Source organism: Pseudomonas sp. H3_A02 (assembly GCF_054671965.1).
The window spans coordinates 2,501,141-2,522,928 of the sequence record NZ_CP162807.1; the positions used below are offsets into that span (position 1 = coordinate 2,501,141).

Below are 21,788 nucleotides of genomic sequence, written 5' to 3' on the forward strand. Positions count from 1 at the left end.
GCACGGGGACGACTTCAGCTCGTGACCCGTGCGCCTGCCAGGCTGCCACTCAATTCGTAAGCCGTCAGTTCAGCCTGGTGCGCCGCGAGGATTTCCGGCAACGAGCCGCGCAGGTATTCGACCCAGGTCTTGATCTTCGCATCCAGGTATTGGCGCGATGGATAGATGGCGTAGAGGTTCAGTTCCTGGGAGCGGTAGTTGGGCATGACCCGCACCAGCGTGCCGTTGCGCAAGCCTTCGATGGCGGCGTACACCGGCAATACCCCCACGCCCATGCCGCTGGTGATCGCGGTTTTCATCGCATCGGCGGAGTTCACCAGGAACGGTGAGCTGTTGATGGTGACCATCTCTTGGCCTTCCGGGCCGTCGAACACCCATTTTTCCAGCGGGATGACCGGGCTGACCAGGCGCAGGCAGGCGTGGTTGAGCAGGTCGCTGGGTTTTTGCGGGCAGCCGCTGGCTTTCACGTAGGCGGGCGACGCACAGACGATGCTGTAGGTGATCCCCAGACGCTGGGAGACGAAGCCCGAATCCGGCAGCTCGCTGGCGAGCACGATGGAGACGTCGTAGCCCTCGTCCAGGATGTCCGGCACCCGGTTGGCCAGGGTCAGGTCGAAGGTTACATCCGGATGCGTCTTGCGGTAGCGGGCGATGGCGTCGATCACGAAATGCTGGCCGATGCCGGTCATGGTGTGGACCTTCAACTGCCCGGCCGGGCGCGCATGGGCGTCGCTGGCCTCGGCTTCCGCTTCTTCGACGTAAGCCAGGATCTGCTCGCAACGCAGCAAGTAGCGTTTACCCGCCTCGGTCAGGGCAATACGGCGGGTGGTGCGATTGAGCAGGCGGGTTTGCAGATGGGCTTCCAGGTTGGAAACCGCACGCGAGACATTGGCTGTGGTGGTATCCAGTTGTACGGCGGCGGCGGTGAAACTGCCGGCTTCGGCCACACAGCTGAACGCGCGCATGTTTTGCAAGGTGTCCATGGAGGGCTCTCTTGGGAGGTGGCAAATTGTGACATGAAGTTACAGAGATGCGGGACCCGACTAATGGATTATCGCGTTAACGGTAACAAAGATTCGCAGAAAGGTCGGCTTATCGCGGTCGGGGGCGATGCCTAGTATTGCCGCCAAAGCAGGAGCGGGCCTTGGCGGACACTTGTGGGAGCGAGCTTGCTCGCGATGAGGCCGTCACATTCAACATTTGAGGTGAGTGTCCGGACGCCATCGCGAGCAAGCTCGCTCCCACAGGTTTGCGTTAACAGGCAGCCATCCTCGTCGTCATGCCCCCCTCTCAGGAATTTTGCGCAAGTGCCGCGTTGCATCAGCAGAGAGCTGAAGACTCTCAGTGTTTGGGTTCTGACATTAACCATCAGTGGTTGCATCGGCACAGGAGGGATTGGGCCGCAAAGCCAGGTATTACCGGACAACCAATTGGCTACCGATGCGGCCATCCGCGAGGCCGCCCGCGACGCCCACTGGCCCACCCGCCAGTGGTGGCAAGCCTATGGCGATCGGCAACTGGATCGCTGGATCGACCTGGCCGTGCACGACAGCCCGAGCCTGACCATGGCCGCTGCCCGGGTGCGCCAGGCCAAGGCCATGGCCGGCATCGCCGAGGCCGCCGAGTCGTTGCAGATCAATGGTCAGGCGTCACTCAAGCGCCATAACTGGCCCTCCGATCAGTTCTACGGGCCGGGCGAGCTGGCCGACACCACGACTTGGGACAACAATGCTTCCCTGGGTTTGAGTTATGCCCTGGACCTGTGGGGCCGTGAGCGCAATGCCAGTGAACGGGCGGTTGACCTGGCCCACGTCAGCGTCGCTGAAGCGCGACAGGCGCAGCTAGAACTGCAGAACAACATCGTGCGCGCCTACATTCAGTTTTCGCTGCACTACGCCCAGCGCGATATCGTCGCCGCGACCCTGCGCCAACAAACGCAGATTCTCGACCTGGCGCAAAAGCGCCTGGACGGTGGCATCGGCACTCATTTCGAAGTCAGCCAGGCCCAGGCGCCACTGCCCGAAACCCATCGCCAACTCGACGTCCTGGACGAAGCCATCGCCTTGAGCCGCAATCAGTTGGCGGCCCTGGCCGGCAAGGGACCAGGAGCGGGCGCGCAGTTGCAACGACCCACCCTGGCCCTCGGCGCGTCCTTGAAGTTGCCGTCGGCCTTGCCTGCCGAGCTGCTTGGCCAGCGTCCGGATGTGGTGGCCGGGCGTTGGCAAGTGGCGGCCCAGGCCCGGGGCATCGATGTGGCCCGGGCCGGTTTTTATCCCAACGTCGATCTGGTGGGGAGCCTCGGCTACATGGCCACCGGTGGCGGGACGCTGGAGTTTCTGACCGGCAAGAAGCTCACCTACAACGTCGGGCCGGCGATCACGTTGCCGATCTTCGACGGCGGGCGCCTGCGTGCGCAGTTGGGCGAGGCGGCCGCCGGGTATGACATCGCCGTGGCGCACTACAACCAGACACTGGTGAATGCCCTCAAGGGTATTTCCGACCAGTTGATCCGTCGCCAGTCCATGGACAAACAGCAGGCCTTCGCCGCCGAATCGGTGGCCGCCGCCCAGCGTACCTACGACATCGCGATGGTGGCGTTCCAGCGTGGGCTCACCGACTACCTCAACGTGCTCAATGCCCAAAGCCTGCTGTTCAAGCAGCAACAGGTGCAGCAGCAGGTGCAAGCCGCCCGGCTGAGTGCCCATGCTGACCTGGTGACGGCGTTGGGTGGTGGGTTGGAGGCTGGGAGCGATACCCCTGACGTGAGCTATGCCCCGTGGCGAGGGGAGCTTGCTGTGGGAGCAAAGCTTGCTCGCGACCGGGGCGACTCGATTTCTGGAAGACCACATTGCCCTCGTCGCGGGCAAGCCTTGCTCCCACAGCAAGCTCCCTCGCCACGATGCTGAGTCGTTCTATTGTGATGTCTTTGTTCGCCTCCGCACGCTGGCTCCATCGCCTCGAATGGCGCCGAGGTTTCTTCGACTGGGCCCGCAGCGACGGGGTGACCTGGGTCTACATCTTCAAGGTGCTGTTCGCCGCGTTCCTGACCTTGTGGCTGGCGATGCGCTTGGAATTGCCACAGCCGCGCACGGCCATGATCACCGTGTTCATCGTCATGCAGCCCCAGAGCGGGCAGGTGTTCGCCAAGAGTTTCTATCGTTTGCTCGGCACCTTGGCCGGCTCGGCGGTGATGGTGGCGTTGATCGCCTTGTTTGCCCAGAACACCGAGCCGTTTCTCGCTTGCCTGGCGATCTGGGTTGGTCTCTGTTCGGCGGGGGCGGCGCGTTATCGCAACTTCCGCGCTTATGGTTTCGTGCTGGCCGGCTACACCGCGGCGATGATCGGCCTGCCGGCCCTGGCCCATCCGGAAGGCGCATTCATGGCGGCGGTCTGGCGGGTGCTGGAGATTTCCCTGGGGATTCTCTGCGCCACCCTGATCAGCGCCGCGATCCTGCCGCAAACCGCCAGTGCCGCCATGCGAAACGCCTTGTACCAGCGCTTTGGGGTATTTGCCCTGTTCGTCACCGATGGCCTGCGTGGGCGCAGCCAGCGGGAGGCCTTCGAAGCGCGCAACGTGGGTTTCATTGCCGAGGCGGTGGGCCTGGAAAGCCTGCGCAGCGTGACCGTGTTCGAAGACCCACACATGCGTCGGCGCAACGGCCGGCTCAGTCGCTTGAACAGCGAGTTCATGGGCATCACCACCCGTTTCAACGCCTTGCACCAGTTGCTCGAGCGCTTGCGCGGCAGCGCGGCGGATCATGTGGTCAACGCCATCAAGCCTGGTTTGCAAACCCTGGCCGAACTGCTCGACGGGTTCAGTGGCCGCGCCCTGACCGACGCCGATGCGGCCCGTCTGGCGGCGGTGCTGGCCGAGTACAAAGCCGACTTGCCAGCCCAGGTGCGCCGGCTGCGGGCGTCGTTCCAGGAAACGGCGCCCACTGACGGACAGCAGTTGGATTTCCATACCGCCTACGAGTTGCTTTATCGCTTCGTCGAAGACCTGCACGGCTACGCCCAGACCCACGCTTCCCTGGCCGAGCATCGCCACGAACGCGAGCGCTGGGATGAACCGTTCGTACCACAGACCAACTGGCTGGCCGCCACGGCATCGGGGGTTCGCGCCGCCTTCATCCTGTTGGTGCTGGGCAGCTACTGGGTCGCCACGGCCTGGCCGAGCGGCGCGACCATGACGATGATCGCCGCCGCCACCGTGGGCTTGTCGGCCGCGACGCCGAACCCTAAGCGCATGGCCTTCCAGATGGCCTGCGGCACGTTGTTCGGGGCGTTGATCGGCTTCGTCGAGATGTTCTTCATTTTCCCGTTGATCGACGGTTTCGCGCTGCTGTGTGTGATGCTCGCGCCGGTGATCATGCTGGGTTCATTCCTCAGCTCGCGACCCCAATACGCCGGGGTTGGGCTGGGGCTGCTGATCTTTTTCTGCACCGGCTCGGTGCCGGACAACCTGACGCTCTACAACCCCTACGCCTTCATCAACGACTACATCGCGATGATCCTCGGCATGCTGGTGTGCGCCGCGGCCGGGGCGATCATCCTGCCGCCCAACAGCCGCTGGTTGTGGCGCCGGCTGGAACAGGACCTGCGCGAGCAAGTGGTGTTCGCCATCAGTGGCAAGCTCAAGGGCTTGGCCTCGGGTTTCGAAAGCCGTACCCGCGACTTGCTGCATCAGGCCTACGGGTTGGCGGCGGGGCAGCCGCGGGTGCAACGGGACTTGCTGCGCTGGATGTTCGTGGTGCTGGAAGTCGGTCACGCGATTATCGAATTGCGCAAGGAACAGGCAATCTTGCCGGTGCATCCTGCGTATGCCGAAAGCCAGTCATGGCGCCAGGCGATTCGGGTGATGGGGCGGGCGCTGGTGCGGCTGTTCCGCCAACCGAGCCCGAGCAATCTTGAGCGTGCGCTGGTGGCGGTGGACCACGCCATCGGCCGCGTGCAGGCCACCGACGAACCCTTCGCCCCGCATTTCGACACCTCGGCCCTGCGTCGGGTGAAAAGCTACCTGCATTTCATCCGCACCTCGCTACTGGACCCGCAATCGCCCTTGGCCGGCTATGCCATGCCCCATGCCACACCGCTTTCCCAGGAACCTGAACATGCCCCGTGAGATCGCCTTCCATGGCGTGTACATGCCCACCATGACCCTGATGTTTTTCATCGCCGCCGGCCTGGCCTGGGCCTTGGACCGCTTCCTGTCGGGGTTGGACCTGTACCGCTTCTTCTGGCACCCGGCGTTGTTGCGCCTGAGTCTGTTTACCTGTCTGTTCGGCGCGCTGGCGCTGACGGTCTACCGTTGAGATCGATGCGATGAAAAAGTTTTTCAGCCTGCTGGCGACGCTGTTGGTACTGGCCCTGGCGTTGTGGATCGGCCGTACGCTGTGGGTCCACTACATGAACACGCCGTGGACCCGCGATGGCCGGGTGCGGGCCGACATCATCAATGTGGCCGCCGATGTCAGCGGCGAGGTGGTCGAGGTGCCGGTGCGCGACAACCAATCGGTGAAAAAAGGCGACCTGCTGATGCGCATCGATCCTGAGCATTACCGCATCGCGGTCAAACAGGCTCGCTCCCTGGTGGCGTCGCGCAAGGCCACTTGGGAAATGCGCAAGGTCAACGCCCATCGCCGCGCCGACCTGGCCAGCCTGGTGATCTCCCGGGAGAACCGCGACGACGCCAGCAACATCGCCGACTCGGCCCTGGCCGACTACCAGCAGGCCCAGGCACAACTGGAAGCCGCCGAGCTGAACCTGTCGCGCACCGAGGTTCGCGCGGCGGTGGATGGCTACGTCACCAACCTCAATGTGCATCGTGGCGACTATGCGCGCATCGGCGAGGCGAAGATGGCGGTGGTGGATATGAATTCGTTCTGGGTCTATGGCTTCTTCGAAGAGACCAAACTGCCCAAGGTGCGGGTCGGTGATTCGGCGCAGTTGCAGTTGATGAGCGGTGAGACGCTCAAGGGCCATGTGGAAAGCATTTCCCGAGGCATCTACGACCGCGACAACCCCGAAAGCCGCGAACTGATCGCCGACGTGAACCCGACCTTCAACTGGGTTCGCCTGGCCCAGCGGGTGCCGGTGCGGATTCATCTCGATGAAGTGCCGGAGGGTGTGCTGCTGGCGGCGGGGATGACCTGTACAGTGGTGCTAGAACCCCACGACCAACGCTGAGATCACTGGCTACTGATGGGGGATGGAGATTTGATGCACACCACAAATCCCCTGTGGGAGCGGGCTTGCTCGCGAAAGCGGTGGTTCAGCTTGCACTGAGGTTGGCTGTGCCGGCGCCTTCGCGAGCGAGCCCGCTCCCACACTGGATCTTCGCTGGGCATGAATGCTGTGTTCACCCCAAGTCCCCGTGGGAGCGAGCTTGCTCGCGATAGCGGTGGTTCAGCCGAATCGAGGGTGGCTGACGCGCCGTCATCGCGAGCAAGCTCGCTCCCACAGGAATTGAAGTTCAGCCACTCCACAACAGCACAAAGCCAAATTCGCGACGACTACAGCGATTTCCCCAAGCCAAACCGCTTCATCAACCCCTTCTCCAGCAACCCTTTGGGCAGCCAGCCGGCCATCAAGGGCAGTGACCGGCTGCCATTGCCCAGGCGCAGCAGGCGGGGTGGCTTGGGTTGTTGAACCGCCTTGAGCAGCGCGGCGGCGAATTCGTGGGTGGGGGTCGGGTTGTCCTGGGAGGCCTTGGCCCGGGCGCGGATACCATCGCGCAGGGGCCACCAGGGCGATTGCTCGCTGATCAATTGCTCGGCTTCATGGCCGGCATTCTTGGCGAAGCTGGAGGCAATCGCGCCGGGCTGGACCTCCATCACGCGGATGCCGAACGGCGCCAGTTCCATGCGCAAGGCATCGCTCAGGGCATGCACCGCGGCCTTCGAGGCGCAATAAGCGCCGGCAAATGGCGTGACCAGCACCCCGGACACGCTGCCGATGTTCACCACCAATCCCCTGGCCCGACGCAACACCGGGAACAGCGCCCGGGTGACACCGACGATGGCGAACACGTTGGTTTCGAACTGCCGCTGCATGGCCGGCACGCCGCCGTCCAGCAGCGGGCCCATGGCGCCGTAGCCGGCATTGTTGACTAGCACATCCAGGCCGCCGTGCTGCTGGTTGATCCGCTCACCCAGTTGTTCCAGGGCCTGGCCATCGTTGACGTCCAGTTGCACGGCGGTGAACCCGGCCGCGCCGAGTGTCGCCACGTCCTCAGCCTTGCGCGCCGTGGCCCAGACCTGATAACCCGCAGCCTTGAAGGCGTCGGCGAGGGCGCGGCCAATGCCGCTGGAACATCCGGTAATCAACGCAACAGGCATGACGCGTTCCTTGGGTAAAAAAATTGGGGGGAGGGCAATCAGTTGGAAAAACTCCCGTGCAATCGCTCGGCGCGAAACTCCAGGGTCTGCGGGCGATAACCCGGGCGCAGGGGCGGCAGCGGCAGGCAGTCTTGCCAGTCGGCGCCGGCCTGCAATTCGCCGGGACCACGGTAGCGCGGTGCGTCGTAGGGGGTGTCGGCCAGGTTGATGGTATCGCCGGGCGCATAGGCCGCGACCCGCCACTGCAGTTCGATCAGCGGCACGTCATTGGTGTTTTTTATGGTCAGCGACAGCGGCCGGTCGGCGGGGCATTGTCCGGGGGCATAGCTGATGCGCAATTCCAGGCGCTCCAACTGCCGGGTCTCGCGGTTTTCCTGCCAGAGCACCCACGCGGCGACCAGTCCCAGCCCGATGAACGCAGCCAGGGAGACCGGCAAGGCCTTGGCCGGGTAGCGCAACAGCAGGATGAGCCAGGTGATGACCAGCAAGACGCCGATAAGCATGGTGGAAACCTCCGTTACCGTAGGCACATCCTACCGAAGGCAGCGGGCAATGTTGAAGCAATGATGCCTGCCCAGCGTCCACTTGAAAAAAAAGCCCCCACCCAACCCACTGCGGATAGGGGACGCAGTGGGTTGGATGGGGGCTTCTTGTACGGCTGATCCTTACTGATCGTAGCCGATCATCATTGGGCGATGGTTTTCACCGAGACGCCGCGTTCGATCGGGGTGGAGCGACCGTAGATGTCTTCGAAACGCTCGATGTCATCTTCGCCCAGGTAGCTGCCGGACTGCACTTCGATGATTTCCAGCGGGATCTTGCCCGGGTTGCGCAGACGGTGGACCGACGCGATCGGGATGTAGGTCGACTGGTTTTCGCAGAGCAGGAACACGTTTTCGTCGCAGGTCACTTCGGCAGTGCCACTGACCACGATCCAGTGTTCGGCGCGGTGGTGGTGCATCTGCAGCGACAGGCACGCGCCTGGCTTGACCGAGATGTGCTTGACCTGGAAACGACCGCCCATGTCCACCGAGTCATAGGAACCCCACGGACGATAGACCTCGCAGTGGTTCTGGGTCTCGGTGCGGCCCTGTGCGTTGAGGGTGTTGACCATCTGCTTGACGCCTTGGACCTTGTCCTTGTGGGCGATCATCATGGCGTCCTTGGTTTCGACCACCACGATGTTGTCCAGGCCGATCACCGACACCAGCTTGCCGTTGCCGTGGATCATGCAGTTGCGGCTGTCCTGGACGACTACGTCGCCCTTGGTGACGTTGCCGTTGGCGTCCTTGGCATTGACTTCCCACAGCGACGACCAGCAGCCGACATCGCTCCAACCGGCCGACAGTGGGACCACACAGGCGCGCTGGGTCTTTTCCATCACCGCGTAGTCGATGGAGTTGTCCGGGCAGCAGGCGAAGGTGGCTTCGTCGAAGGTAATGGTGTCGGCCGTCTGCTCACTGCGCTCCAGGGTCAGCAGGCAGGTGTCGTAGATGTCCGGATCGTGCTTTTTCAGCTCTTCGAGGAAACGGCTGGCGCGGAACAGGAACATGCCGCTGTTCCAGAAGTAGCCGCCGGCCTCGACGAACTCGGTGGCACGCTTGACGTCGGGTTTTTCGACGAAGTGCGAGACGCGGCTCACGCCTTCGGGCAGCAATGCATCGTTGGTCGACTTGATGTAGCCATAGCCGGTTTCCGGTTTGGTGGCCGGTACGCCGAACAGCACCATCTCGCCACGCTCGGCGGCCACGGTGGCCAGGGCCAGGGCGCGTTGCAGGGCTTTCTGGTCTTCCAGCACGTGGTCGGCCGGCAGCACCAGCATCAGCTCGTCGCGGCCTTCGTTGACCAGCATCATCGCGGTCAGCGCCACGGCCGGCGCGGTGTTGCGCCCGAACGGTTCCATCAGGATGCGCTGGGCTTCGAGCTTACGGTTGGTCAACTGCTCGTTGACGATGAAGCGGTGGTCTTTGTTGCAGACCACGATCGGCGTGTCCATGCCTTCGAACACCAGGCGCTCGAGGGTCTGCTGGAACAGGGTGTGTTCACCGGTCAGGGCCAGGAACTGTTTAGGGAATTGCTTGCGCGAAAGCGGCCAAAGACGTGAGCCACTACCACCTGACAAGATCACCGGAATCATGTTTGTTACTCCTTGAAGCGAAATGGTTGTTAGAGCTACTGCGTTCTGTCGTTTCACTCTCTTGTTGTTGTTCCGTACCCGAATGACACCCCGATTCAGGGTGGGAGCGGGCTTGCTCGCGAAAGTGGTGCTTCAGCCAACATCAATGTTGAATGTGAGACCGTATTCGCGAGCAAGCCCGCTCCCACAGGGGTACAGCGTCAATCAGGTGAATTCATCAGCGGGTCGACACAGGGCGTTTCACCCACACTGGCGACAGGCTGCTGCCAGAACCGGTGACGTACAGCACGGCCGCTTCGCCGCGCTCCAGGGCCACGGGCTTGAGGTCGCCGACTTTCTTGTCGCCTTCGAACAGGGCCAGGGACACTTTCACCGGGTTGATCTCACGTTCGCCACGGCCCTTGGCGGCCACGTTAGGCACCACTTCGGTCTTGCCGTCGGCGGTCTTGAGGGTCAGTGCCTTGTCGCTGAGGTTCTGGACGCGGACCAGGGACTTCTGCTTGTTCTTGAACGGCGGTTCTTCGATCAGTTGAGGCTGGCCGGCGGCGTTGTTGACCAGGGTGTAATAGTGATCGGAGGCCAGTTTCACCGGCACGGTCTGGCTGCCGACCTTGGCGCTGTAGTCGCCACCGGGCATGAAGCTGAAGTCGCTGCTGGCCAGGGGGGCTACGTCGCTGATGTTGGTGCTGCCGACGGTGGCGCTGACTTCGGCGTTGGCGGCGTTATAGACCCGCACGAAGCTCGAGCCTTTTGGCGCGACCGGGCCGTACAGGGCCGAGTCACCGGCAAAGGCGGACAGGGAAAGGGCGCTCATGCTGGCGACGAGGGCAACGGCCTTGAAGGAGCGAGCAGCGAGACGGCGAGGAGTAGTGTTGAAAGTCATGGTGGACCTCTCTTTCAGTTTTGCGCCCGGTCGGGCGTCTCGGATGGGGTGTTGGCGGCGACATTCTGTTGGCGAGCGCCGGCTTGCTTGAGCTCTGCGACCCACTGTGGGTCGGCGTCGCCGATTTCGTTGTTCACGGGCAGATAGCGTTCAGGGAACTCCCAGATCAGCACCTGTGGCGGGCTGTTCTTGAAGGCATCGCTCTTGAGGTAGCTGAGCATTGGCAGAATCGGGCCGTGGCCGTCTTCGGCGTAGTTCACGACGTCGCTGTGCAGGGCTTGCTTGAGTGCACCGACGAAGTTCCAGTTAGGGTTGGCGCTGTAGCTGGTGCCGATCAGGGCCACGGGCACCTGGGCATCGGCGAACAGCGCGTCGTCGCCGGCCGGCTGGTCGTCGGCTTCGCGAGTGTTGCGCTTGACCAGCGGTTCCTGGGCTGGCATCAGGTTTTCGAACAGCGGATCCAGCGGCAGAAACTGGCGCAGGTCGCCCTTGTGGGTGATTTTTTCCGCAGGTTCGGTGACGAAGCGCTGCGGCTCACCGTTGAGCGGCGTGCGTTCGGCAATGGCCTTGGCCAGGTTCTCGGCAGCGACCTGGGCACCTTCCGGGGTCCAGTGGGTGTCGGTGCGCAGGAACACTTGCTGGCCGCTTTGCTTGGCCTGTTGCATCGGGCCGAGCAGGTCGGGCGCGAGGATCTTGTCGGCCGCCACGCGAGCATGGAAATCCTGGTAGAGGTTGGTGTGAATGCTCGATGGCTTCACTTCGCCCAGGTGCTCGGGGTACAGCCGCGCCTTGGCCGGCACGATCGCCATGACCAGGGTGATGCCTTGTTCCTTGAGCTTCTGGCGCACGCCTTCGACCAGGGCGTAGTTACCTTGCAGGTTCAGCTCTTCGTTGACGATCGGGTTGAACTCTTCGTCGCTGTACAGCCACTGGTCGCGGCCCAGGACCACGCCTTTGCGGCCCTCGTTGAACAGCTTGTAGTCCAGCGCGGCCCAGATGTTGGTGCCCAGGCGCTTGATCGGGAACTCTTCATCGTAGTGCGTTTCCACGGCCTTGGCCCAGCGCCCGTTGAGCACGGTCGCGTCGGGGTTGGTGCTGAAGCCTAGGAAGCTGCGCATCGACCAGATACCCAGCGCTGTCAGGATCAGCATGAACAGTGCGATGTAAAAGATGCGTAATGAGCGGGTCATGTTCAGATCCCTCAGAACTGGAAGTAAAGGAACGGCGAGAAGCTTTGCGCCGAGAGTTTGAGAATCGAGGCGATGAACAGCAGCAGCACCAGGGTGCGCATCACGTAGCGTGACCAGTCCACGGTCCAGTAGGCCGGTTGCACCTGGGCTTCGACGCCAACGGTGTAGCCAGGTTCATGAATGTTCGTCGGATTTTCGCCCGGCGCGGCTTTGATCAGACCCGGTTGTGCAGTGGCCGGACCATCGGCCTCGGTAGTCACTTCAGGCTTGGTCTTGACTGGCGGACGGTTGGTGTAGAAGTCCCGCAGGCCGAAGAAGGCGAGGGTGGCGTAGGCTACCGCCAGCGTGGCGATCTGCAGGCCGGTGAGGTTGGCGCGGGTCAGTTCCGACAGCGACCAGTCGCCGAAGCTGAACATGGCGCTGTACATGCGACCGGCCACGTGCAGGTTCTCGGCGCGGAAAATCACCCAGCCCATCACCACCAGCAGGAAGGTCAGTGCCCAGCGGATCGGGTTGATGCTGCGTGGGTTGGTGTCGATACCCACCGCTTTTTCGATGGCCAGCCACATGCCGTGCCAGGCACCCCAGATCACGTAGGTGATGTTCGCGCCGTGCCACAGACCACCGAGCAGCATGGTCAGGAACAGATTGCGATAGGTCATCAGCGTGCCTTTGCGGTTACCGCCCAGGGTGATGTAGAGGTAGTCACGCAGCCAGGTCGACAAGCTGATGTGCCAGCGGCGCCAGAACTCGGTGATCGACTGGCTGATGTAGGGCTGCTTGAAGTTTTCCATGAAACGGAAACCCATCATCAGGCCCAGGCCGATGGCCATGTCGCTGTAGCCGGAGAAGTCGAAGTACAGCTGCGCGGTGTAGGCCAGGGCGCCGAGCCAGGCATCGCCCGTGGTCGGGTTCTGCAAGGCGAAGCAATGGTCGGCTACCACCGCCAGGGTGTCGGCGATGAACACTTTCTTGATGAAACCCTGCATGAAGCGGGTGCAGCCTTCGGAGAATTTGTCCAGCGTGTGGGTGCGGTTGTTGAACTGGTCGGCCAGGTCGCGGAAACGCAACACGGGGCCTGCGATCAGGTGCGGGAAAATGGCCACGAACGCTGCGAAGTCGATCAGGTTGCGGGTCGCCGGGGTGTCACCGCGATAGACGTCGATGATGTAGCTGATGGACTCGAAGATGTAGAACGAAATCCCGATCGGCAACAGCACGTGGGTCAGGATGAACGGGTTGAGACCGAAGCCGGTGATGATGGCGTTGAGGCTGTCCACGCCGAAGTTGGCGTACTTGAAATAGCCCAGGATGGCCAAGTCCACGCCCACGCCGAGCAACAGCCAGCGCTGGGCCGGTTTGGTGCGCACACCGGCGGCCCCGACTTTCAGGCCGATCCAGTAGTTCCACAGGGTCACGCCGGCGAACAGCGCGAGGAAGTCCACCCGCCACCAGGCATAGAACACGTAGCTGGCGATGAGCAGCAGCAGGTTGCGATAGCGTTGCCCGCTCAAGTAGTACAAGCCGAGAAAGATCGGCAGGAACAGGAACAGGAACACGTTGGATGAAAATACCATCCCGATCTCTCCATGTTGAATCAACAGTCAAGGGCCAGAGCCCCCCCAAACCCCCCCGTGAAAACCGGGGGGCTATTGCATTCGAAACAGACCACATTCCCTGTGGGAGCGAGCTTGCTCGCGATGACGGAGTGTCAGTCGACATCCATGGTGAATGTCAGACCGCAATCGCGAGCAAGCTCGCTCCCACAGGTTTCCTGCCAGGCAGGAGATGTGGTGTCAGCTTCCTTTTTCGCCTTTCTCCCGCGACGGGTCATACACCCGGGTCAAGTCCCCGCCGAGGCGGAAGGTCTTGAAGGGTTGCATTTCATGCTTGCGCTCCAGCACATCCTCGGAGCAGGTGTAGAGGCTGCAGAACGGTTCGAGCCAGGCGAATTTCGAATCGACCTTGAGGTCCTTCATGTCCTGCTCGTCGCCATTTTTCTCTTCGAAGATCTCCGGGTCTTTCACCCCGGCCAGCACCCGGTCACCCAGTCGCTTGAGGGCACCGTTGTTTTCCTGGCGCAGGTCCACACCGTTGACCTGGGCGAAACTGGCGATCATCGCCAGTGGCGGCAGGGCGTAGTTGTGGTAGGACAGGGCGCGTTGCTTGCGCTTGAGTTCGTTGGGCAGGAAACCGTCGGCATCGACCTGGTTGACGCCGACCTTGTATTCCTTGACGGCCCAGTCGAACAGGTCGCGGCGGTTGGTTGCCACGGAGGTGGCCATTACCGACCAGGCGGCCCAGTAGGAATGGTTGTTGGTCTTGTCCAGCGGCAGGTTGTCCCAGTCGCTGACCACTTGATCGGCCATCCGGCTGAACCAGCCTTCGATCAGTTGCGCCTGTTCCGGGTGATTGGCCAATGGACGGGATTCGGAGAACTTCAAGCGCACATAGGCCGAAGCCATGCTGCCCAGCGCCCATTTGCGCATGGATTTGCCGGTGTGGTTGAAGTCCTTGGACATCAGCGCATCGGCCTGGGCCCAGGCGGTCAGCCAGTTCAGCGTGCATTCCAGTTGCTCGGGGCGGCCGTCACGCATGAACTGCATGACTTGCTTGCTGACGCCACGTTCGATCTTGGTGATGTCGGCGGTGCTGTCGCGGAACGCCTTTTCCGATTGTACGTTCAATGTCGCGCGGGCCTTGTCGGAGCCCTCGTACTTACTGCGAAATTGCAGGGAACCGGTGTAGGGCGTCGGCGTGGCGTCGCAACCTTTGGCGGCGTCGCCGGTCTTGACCTTTTCGATCGGTGCGAAGTAGCCCTGGGGCGGGCGCAGCGGGGCCGCCGCCTGCGTGGCCCCGGCGAACAGCGCCAGGGTCAGCAGGGAGGGCGCCAGCAGCGTTTTCAACGTTCGGGTGCGCGTGGTACTGGTCATGAGACGAGACCTCATTGTCCGATTTGAGCCGTTTGTTGCCCGGCTTGCGGAGATGCGTTGCGTTTGCAGACTTTCGCTTCGATTTGCAGCGGCTCTTTACCGGCTTCAGGACCCTGGACTTCAACGGCTAGCAGGTTTTGCGAAGCCCAGTCCTCGTCGGTGCGCAATTGGAAGGCGAAACGTCCGTCGGTGTCGGAGGTATCCGGTTTTTCGATCTTGATATCCTCGTGGCGCCCATTCATGTACCAGAGGGTGGCTTGCAAGGTTTTCACCGACGTGTCGGTGAAGCGGATGTCGACCTGGTGACTGCCATTACGCAGATCCATGTTCTTGGTATTGACCATCAATTCGTTCTTGCCCGGCTTGAGCGCGGTCTTGCTGCTCATGAGTGCCGGCTTGCCTTCGCAACCGTTGTTGTCCAGCAGCGCCATCATCTGGCGGTAGATGGTTTCCTGGTCCAGGCGATACAGCGGGGAGAATTCCCAGATGAGAATTTTCGGCGGGTTCTTTTGGAACTCTTCGCTGCCCAGGTACTGGATCATCGCGCCTTCCAGGCCACCGCCAGGGAAGGCGACGTTGAGGATGTCGGCGCCGATGGCTTCCTGCAGGAAACCGGCAAAGTTGTAGTTCTTGCCGCTGTGACTGGTGCCCACGAGGGTGATCTGCGGGTTGCCGGAATCGCTGAACAGGTCGCCGTCGCCGGCCTCGCCCTTGGGTTCGGTGGTGAACTGGTCCATGTACTGGATCGCATAGCTGGTGCCGCACAGTTGCCCGGCCATGTTGTGCAGGGTGCCGGTCTTGCCCATGCGGCCGGACTTCTTGGTCTCGAATTCACGCTTGGGAATGTCGGCGAAAGCCGGAATCTGCTTGACCTTCTCGGCGACGATCTTGGCCGTGCGCTGGGCGCCGTATGGGGTCCAGTGCTGGTCGCCACGGAAATAGAAATCGTGGGCCGGCAGGGTCTCGGGCAGGTTTTCGTTGGTCAGCGGCGACAGGTCCGGCACCACATAACCCATCTGGGCGAAACGGCCGAGCATGGATTTGTAGTTGGTCAGGGCCTTGTCAAAATTGAAGCTGGCCTTCTCCTGCGGATTGAGCTTGTTGCGGTTCACCAGGCCCCGGGTCGGCTGGTAGACAAGCACCAGCTCGACGCCTTTTGCCTTGAACGCATCGTGCAACTGCTGCATGCGCTTGTAGCCGGCCGGGGTGGTGTTGAATTCGGTGCGCAGGTCTTCCTGGGTCCGGAACAGCCAGTCGCCCTGAGCCTGCACCAGCGTAGTGAAGTTCTGCTGGTAGCGCGTGGTGTAGTTCTTCGCGTCATGGGCCGCCGGGCACAGGTTGCAGCACGGTTCGGCGGTGAAGCTCGGCGCCTTGATTTCATCGGCGCGTGCGCCGCTTGCAGCGGCGAGAATGCCGGCAGTCAGCGCGGACAGGCCCAGGAGTTTGATCATCTGTGGGTTCATAAAGGTCATCCTCAGTCCCGCAATTCGGTCTGGCGTTCGACAGGGTCGATCAGCACGGCTTTCTGCTGGCGCACCAGCAGGTCGAGAATTTCATCCTGGCGCTCGCCGAGGATTCCCGAGAAGCTGATGCCGCTGGATTTGGTCGGCGCGAGCATGGACACGCGGTACAGCTCAACGCTCAATGGTGAGTCGATGGACAACGGGCCACTGCCATTGGCGGCCAGTTCGCCACCGACCACGATCAGCGAGACCTGGGCGTCGAACGGGTCGAGCTTGATGTCCCGGTCGGTGTCGGACAGGTCCTTGATGTGACCGTAGAGACCGGTCAGGCCGTTGGCCATGGACACGTTTTCGTAGAGGCGGATGTTCACGCTGTTACGAATCCGGATGCCGTGGCGGCGGTTGCTGATCACTTTGTTGCCCCACAGCAGGTTGTCACCACTCTCGTAAAGCGTGATGCCGTCGGTGTGGTTCTTGTAGATCTCGTTGTAGGCGATCAGGTTGTTTACGCTGTTACGGTCGATCACCAGGCCCGAGAGTTTGTTGTCGTAGCTGCGGTTGTTGAAAATGAAGCTGTCGTTGACCTCACGGGAAATAATGATCCCGTGCTTCTTCTTGGTCCCGTAGACGGTGTTGTCGGCAATGATCAGCCGATGGGAACGGTCGTGGGGGTCGATGCCGTAGACGATGTTGTCTTTGTAGGTATTGCCCTTGACCACGAAATCGTTGGTTTCGTAGCAGTAGAAGCCGTACCACATGTCCGAGAACTCGGAACCGATGATCCAGCCGGTCGGTTCCGGGCGCTTGAGGACCTTGGCCATGTTCGGCGTGTACTGGGAAATACTCACCCCGTACGACTTACTGTTGGCGTAGCCGAAACTCGCCATCTTGGTATTGACGATGTAAGTCTCGGTGCCGCCCCAGGACAGCAGGAACGGACGGAACTCCTTGGGCGAACGGAACGTGGCGGGGCCGTTGTCCTTTTCACGCCAGCCGGTGACCTTGGTGTCGCGGATGAACATCCGGCCATCGTTGACCAGGAATGAGCCGCCCTCCTGGGACAGGCGCAATTCCTGGGTCTGCTTGTCGATTTCCAGGATGCCCTTCTGGCCGACCACGATCGGAATCTTCGCCAGGTACACACCTGGCGAAGTTTCGATGACGTACTTAGGGACTTTCTTGGCCAGGTCCTTGAGGTTCATGTAACCGTCGTCAAGGAAGACGGCCTGAGGGATGCCACGCTGGCGCACCACCCACTCGGCCATCTTGTTGTCGCCGCCGATGAAGTCCTTCAAGGCATTTTCCTGCATCATCCGGCGCACGCTGATCTTGCCGGGCTTGCTGCGCACGATCTTGGCCGCGACGGCTTCGGCGGTATAGCCTTTGAGGTCGGGCAGGGTCGGCGCGGCCAGCTCCAGCGGTGCGGTCGGCGCGCTGCTGACGGTGTAGGTCCTGGCTTGTTGCAGTTCCTTGACCACGTTGCCCGGCTTGACCACCGGTTCAACGTTGGCGAACGCCGGCGAGCCGGTCAGCAGCATCGCTGCGACCAACAGGCTGATCGAACCTTTCATCGCCTGGCTGTTCCTGAGGTAGCGGTTCATATCGGGCACTCCCATGGCCATTCGCATCAGAAGCGCCAGATCACGTCGACAAAGGCGCGATGCATGTACGAATCGACCTCTTTGCCGTAGGCGTCGCCTGGCTTGAACACGCCGCCACGAAAGCGCACCAGCGCCGACGGCTCATCTATGGACTGACTCAGCGCGGCCGGCAGCAGGCCTTGCTTGAAGTACTTGGTGACGACCAAGTCGACTTCCTGGCCAAGGTCCTTGTTACCGTCGCGCAGTGGCAGGGACGAGGTGGACAGGATTGCGCCGGTCACGTCGTCGGTGTTGTTTTCCACGGCGTTGATGCCGTTGCTGCCCACCGGCTTGTTGCCGTCCACGCGCCAAAACTTGTGGTACACAAGGCTGGCGTCGTATTCGTCACGCAGCTGCCAGGAACCGAACAGGCTGGCGCTCTGGGTGTTGGCCATTTCGCCACGGAACGCTTCGCCGAAGCGGTGCACGCGCGAGCGGGTACCCGTGAAGTTCGAGCGGTTGCTTTGCAGGCCGTTCTGTTCGTAGTCCTCGCTGGCGCGGGCATAGGCCGCACCGACTTGCCATTGCGGGTCCAGACGCAGGCGGATACCCAGGTCAGTGGCCCAGCCGTCCACGTCATCGCTGTGCTTGGCTTCTGTTGGGCGCGTGCCGTCGGCGTTGAGCGGATTGACGGTGTCACGGTCGCCGGTCATGCCGGTGAGGCTGGCCCAGTAGTTGACTGTGTTGGTGTTGCGCCAGTTGTAGGCGTCGCTGTTGGCTTCCAGGCCCAGCCAGGTCAAGTCACCGTTCTCGGTCTTGTCCAGGGTATCGGTGGCTTCGCCCGGGGTCGGGTAATCGAGGCTGCCATTGTCATGGGAATGGTGGGCGCGGATACCGGCCCACTGGCCTGGCATCCACTGGTAGCCCACGTCGCCATAGACGTGCAGGCGGTCCTTGTCCTTGGGGGACAATTCCTTGAGGTCGGTGCGGTATTCGCTGAAGCGTTCGGCCACGCCGAGGTTGGCTCGCAGCAAGGTGGTGTCGAAGGTCCAGTTCAGGGCTTCGATGTTGGTGTCGCGCCATTGGCCGTCGTCATTGCGCAGGCGCTGGCGACCGAACTTCAACTGCTCGCCCGGGTAGGGGGTCAGGCCGCGGTAGCCGATCCAGAACTCGCGCATGGCCAGGTAGCTTTTCTTGGCTTCGCGATCGCCGCTGTCGGTTTCTTGGGTGGCGCCGTCGGATTGTTGCAGGGTGTCGGTTTCGATGATGTCGCTGGACGTCACGGCCTGGGCCATGGCGTAGGCGCTCCAGGCGCCGCTTTCGCTTTCACCGTAGACCCACGGACGCAGGTCCAGGCCGACACCGTTAACGTCGCCACCGCTCTGGGTGCCGAGGTCGCGGTCGTCTTCGGACTGGCCGGTGATCTTCACTTCCAGGCCGAAGTTCTTGGTGTCAGTCAGGGCCGCCAGGCTCGGGCTGGACCACAACAGGGCAAACGACAGGCCAATACCAGCCTGTACAAAAGGATTGAGCTTCAAAAGCTTCATAGAGGTTCCTCGCCGTCATCTTCTTTTAGGGCTTGCAGTTCCAGCGTATCGGGGCTCATTGCGCCGCGAATGGCCTGCTCTTGTTGTAGCAGGCGTTGCGCTTGTGCAAGTTGCTGCGGCGGTAATTGTGCTTCGAGGGTTTGGGCAAGCTCGATGGCTTGCGGGGTGTTCTGCGCCTTGGCCAACTGGCTGAACACATAAGCATTGACCGGGTTGGGCTTGGTGCCCTTGCCCTGGGAGAACAGCTGGGCAATGGCGAAGTCGGCGCTGTTCTGGCCGTTGCGGGCGGCCTTGAGCAGGTGGTCCAGGGCTTTTTGCGAGTACACCTGGCCCAGGTAACCGCGGCGATAGATCTGGCCGAGGTAGTAATCGGCGGCTACTTCGCGGCCAACGGCTTTCTGGAAATGCGCCTCGGCGGCCTTGGCATCGGCCGGGACCCACTTGCCTTCGTAGTAAAGCTTGCCCAGCAACAGCTCGGCGCGCGACTGGTCGGCGGCGCGGCCGTTTTCCAGGTATTGCATCATCTTGTCGACGTCACCCAGTTCCGGGAAGTCGTAGAGCAGTTGCGCCAGGCTGACCCAGGCAGCGGGGTAGCCGGGGGCGATGCCTTCGAGCAACGACTGGGCGGTCTTTTCGTCGGTCTTGCCCAGGCTGGCATCGGCCAGGACACGGGCGACGCTGTCCACGCGCTGGGCGGACACGACGCCACGGGCGTGACCGTCCTGCATCTGCTTGAGCAATTGGGCCTGTTGTTCCGGCTGGCCGCGTTTCTGATAGACCGTGGCCAGTTCGACGTAGCAGATGTCCGTGGTCGCCAGCGCGGCCTTGCAGACCTTCTCGACTTCATCCAGGTGCTGGTCGTAGGTGCCCTGGGTGCGGTAGAGCAGAATCTGCGCCAGGCCCGCTTCCGGGTAGCCGGCGCTGCGCCATTGGCTGATCTGCTGCTGGGCGTTGACGTTCGGGAAGCTGTGGGGATATTGCAGGTACAGCATTGCCAGCGGGATCAGGGTGTTGCCTTCGCCATTGGCGAAGGCTTTCTTCAACAGGCCTTCGGCTTCGTGTTTTTCCGCTTCGGTGGAACCGGGCTTGGCCACCAGCAGGCGACCCAGGCGCGCCTGGGCCCGTGGCGAGATATCGGCCGCAGCGCGGTAAGTCGCCTCGGCTTTTTTCATCTGCTCGGGGTCGCGGCTGTCCACCTGGATGTCGGCCAGGCCGACCTGGGCCTCGCTGTAGCCCAGGTCGGCCAGTTGCTGGTAGTTCTGCTGCGCCAACGCCGTGTCGCCGCGCTTGAGGGCTTCGTTGGCCAGGCGCTGGTCGGGCAGGCCTGCGCAACCGCTGAGGCCGATCGCCAGCGCCAGTGCACACAATGCATACCCCGTGTGGGAGCGAGCTTGCTCGCGAAGCAGGCCGCTCGGTGTACCAGACAGACCGCGTCGATCCCATCGCGAGCAAGCTCGCTCCCACAGGGAATGCGGTGCATTGTTGTTTTGTGGAGTGATCACGGGCATATCCTCGACTTAAATACCGACGGCCATGGCTTTGTCGATCAGCCAGTTCAGGTTCGGGCCACGGTCGCTGGTGACTTCTACCGGACGGCCGGCGAGCGAGCTGTCCAGGGGTTCGTCAGGCTGGATCAGCACACGGATATCGGAGGACAGGTCGGCACTTTTCAGGCTGGTGCTGCTGACGATCTTGCCGGTACGGGTGGTGTCTTCGCCGGCGACCTGGAAGCTGACCGGCGTGCCTGGGCGCACGTCGCCGAACTGGCGATAGGAGAAGCGCGCTTCGACGTTGGCTTCGGTGCCCCGTGGAACCAGTTGGAAGATCACGTCACCCTTGCTGGCGTATTGTCCGTTGGCGACCAGTTGCTGGGACACGATGCAGTCGCATGGGGAGGTCAGGGTGCCGGTCATCTGCTTGCCGAACAGCTCCTCGACCTTGGCCGGCTGCAACTGGTTGTCGTCCAGGTGACCCTTGAGCACATCGAGCATGCTGGTGCTGAAGGTCGCCAGCGGAGCGCCCTTGGCGGCAACGCCATCGGCTTTGACCAGGCTCTGCACGGTGCCGTCGCGCGGCATGGTGATGGCCATGCCCGGTACGTTCACCAGGCCTGCCTGGGCGTGGCTGACGAAGTACATGCCGTACACCGACTTGAAGATGAAACCGAACGCCGCCAGGCCAACGATGAAGATCCCCAGGCTGAAGGTCACGGCGCGCAGGCGACCGAAGGCACTCATGCCACCGTTTTCGTCTTTCTGCTTGCGAGCCTTGGTGAAGTTGTCGCGTTGCAGGGTCGCCAGCACGTCGCCGACACCGACGATGTCGCCGGCCAGGTGCGAGGTGATGATGTGACGCAGGGTCGAGATGTCACGTGGCTCCAGGTTCTGGAACTGGCAACCGGTGCGGCCGGTCTGGCGGTCGTAGGAACGGATCTGCAATTCCACGTCCATGGCCAGGCCAAGGTTGTCGATCACGAACTGCAGGCGAGCCTTGTAGGTCTCGCCAACCTTGAGCGGCAGTTGGCCGGCGTTGAAGCACAGCCCACCGGCGGACAGGTCCAGGACCTTGACTTCCATGGGCGTGCGGTCGGGACCGAAGAAGCGCAGCTTGGCCGGGATTTTGACCCGGGCGTGTTGGCGCTGGGCTTCGGATTCATGCACTACGTTGACATTCACGGCGGTGTTCATAGGGGCGATTTCCTGGTTAATTCATTCAAGT

The 21,788-nt window shown here is 62.2% G+C and carries 16 protein-coding genes and 1 pseudogene; 4 read left to right on the top strand and 13 right to left on the bottom strand.

The features are described 5' to 3' along the window. Positions 1-14: 14 nt before the first annotated feature. Entirely contained in the window at positions 15-983 is a 969-nt protein-coding gene (locus AB4N80_RS11010) for a LysR family transcriptional regulator (protein WP_060740766.1), read from the bottom strand. Between the two features lie 324 nt (positions 984-1,307). Between AB4N80_RS11010 and AB4N80_RS11015 the strand changes: the two are divergent. From AB4N80_RS11015 to AB4N80_RS11030, 4 genes and pseudogenes are all read left to right on the top strand, one after another. After that, positions 1,308-2,759: pseudogene (locus AB4N80_RS11015) on the top strand (efflux transporter outer membrane subunit); the annotation flags it as partial. A gap of 158 nt (positions 2,760-2,917) precedes the next feature. Beyond that, entirely contained in the window at positions 2,918-5,122 is a 2,205-nt protein-coding gene (locus AB4N80_RS11020; RefSeq protein ID WP_354336293.1) for an FUSC family protein, read from the top strand. Then, a complete protein-coding gene (locus AB4N80_RS11025; RefSeq protein WP_003205331.1) occupies positions 5,112-5,312 on the top strand; it encodes a DUF1656 domain-containing protein in 201 nt (66 codons plus the stop codon). The genes AB4N80_RS11020 and AB4N80_RS11025 overlap by 11 nt, the downstream gene beginning before the upstream one ends. Positions 5,313-5,322: 10 nt before the next feature. After that, positions 5,323-6,186 (top strand): efflux RND transporter periplasmic adaptor subunit, encoded by an 864-nt coding sequence (locus AB4N80_RS11030; protein WP_460081973.1) that lies wholly within the window; start codon positions 5,323-5,325, stop codon positions 6,184-6,186. Positions 6,187-6,512: 326 nt separating this feature from the next. Here AB4N80_RS11030 and AB4N80_RS11035 read toward each other — a convergent pair whose 3' ends face one another. The 12 genes from AB4N80_RS11035 to AB4N80_RS11090 all read right to left on the bottom strand — a co-directional run bounded on the left by AB4N80_RS11035 (position 6,513) and on the right by AB4N80_RS11090 (position 21,757). Then, positions 6,513-7,337, bottom strand: coding sequence for an SDR family oxidoreductase (locus AB4N80_RS11035; RefSeq protein ID WP_305468355.1), 825 nt, complete (start codon positions 7,335-7,337; stop codon positions 6,513-6,515). A gap of 38 nt (positions 7,338-7,375) precedes the next feature. Then, entirely contained in the window at positions 7,376-7,840 is a 465-nt protein-coding gene (locus tag AB4N80_RS11040) for a multidrug transporter (protein WP_122566546.1), read from the bottom strand. Positions 7,841-8,022: 182 nt separating this feature from the next. Continuing rightward, positions 8,023-9,474 (bottom strand): mannose-1-phosphate guanylyltransferase/mannose-6-phosphate isomerase, encoded by a 1,452-nt coding sequence (locus tag AB4N80_RS11045; RefSeq protein ID WP_122566545.1) that lies wholly within the window; start codon positions 9,472-9,474, stop codon positions 8,023-8,025. Between the two features lie 217 nt (positions 9,475-9,691). Continuing rightward, on the bottom strand, positions 9,692-10,357 hold the full coding sequence (locus AB4N80_RS11050) for an alginate O-acetyltransferase AlgF (protein WP_122566544.1): 666 nt from the start codon (positions 10,355-10,357) through the stop codon (positions 9,692-9,694). 14 nt (positions 10,358-10,371) lie between these two features. Next, positions 10,372-11,547 carry an alginate O-acetyltransferase gene (locus AB4N80_RS11055; protein ID WP_305468352.1) on the bottom strand — a complete coding sequence of 392 codons (1,176 nt, stop codon included), beginning with the start codon at positions 11,545-11,547 and terminating at the stop codon, positions 10,372-10,374. Between the two features lie 11 nt (positions 11,548-11,558). After that, positions 11,559-13,124 carry an MBOAT family O-acyltransferase gene (locus AB4N80_RS11060; protein WP_122566542.1) on the bottom strand — a complete coding sequence of 522 codons (1,566 nt, stop codon included), beginning with the start codon at positions 13,122-13,124 and terminating at the stop codon, positions 11,559-11,561. A 219-nt stretch (positions 13,125-13,343) separates the two neighbouring features. Then, a complete protein-coding gene (locus tag AB4N80_RS11065) occupies positions 13,344-14,480 on the bottom strand; it encodes a mannuronate-specific alginate lyase (RefSeq protein ID WP_122566541.1) in 1,137 nt (378 codons plus the stop codon). An 11-nt stretch (positions 14,481-14,491) separates the two neighbouring features. Continuing rightward, positions 14,492-15,943 carry an alginate O-acetyltransferase gene (locus tag AB4N80_RS11070; RefSeq protein ID WP_122566540.1) on the bottom strand — a complete coding sequence of 484 codons (1,452 nt, stop codon included), beginning with the start codon at positions 15,941-15,943 and terminating at the stop codon, positions 14,492-14,494. Between the two features lie 11 nt (positions 15,944-15,954). Beyond that, the gene (algG, locus tag AB4N80_RS11075) at positions 15,955-17,544 is read right to left on the bottom strand and encodes a mannuronan 5-epimerase AlgG (RefSeq protein WP_305468349.1); all 1,590 of its coding nucleotides are present in this window, start codon (positions 17,542-17,544) and stop codon (positions 15,955-15,957) included. Between the two features lie 26 nt (positions 17,545-17,570). Next, entirely contained in the window at positions 17,571-19,061 is a 1,491-nt protein-coding gene (locus AB4N80_RS11080; RefSeq protein ID WP_122566554.1) for an alginate export family protein, read from the bottom strand. Between the two features lie 5 nt (positions 19,062-19,066). After that, positions 19,067-20,578 (bottom strand): alginate biosynthesis TPR repeat lipoprotein AlgK, encoded by a 1,512-nt coding sequence (gene algK / locus AB4N80_RS11085; protein WP_122566538.1) that lies wholly within the window; start codon positions 20,576-20,578, stop codon positions 19,067-19,069. Positions 20,579-20,587: 9 nt separating this feature from the next. Beyond that, entirely contained in the window at positions 20,588-21,757 is a 1,170-nt protein-coding gene (locus tag AB4N80_RS11090) for an alginate biosynthesis protein Alg44 (RefSeq protein ID WP_122566537.1), read from the bottom strand. Positions 21,758-21,788 lie beyond the last annotated feature (31 nt).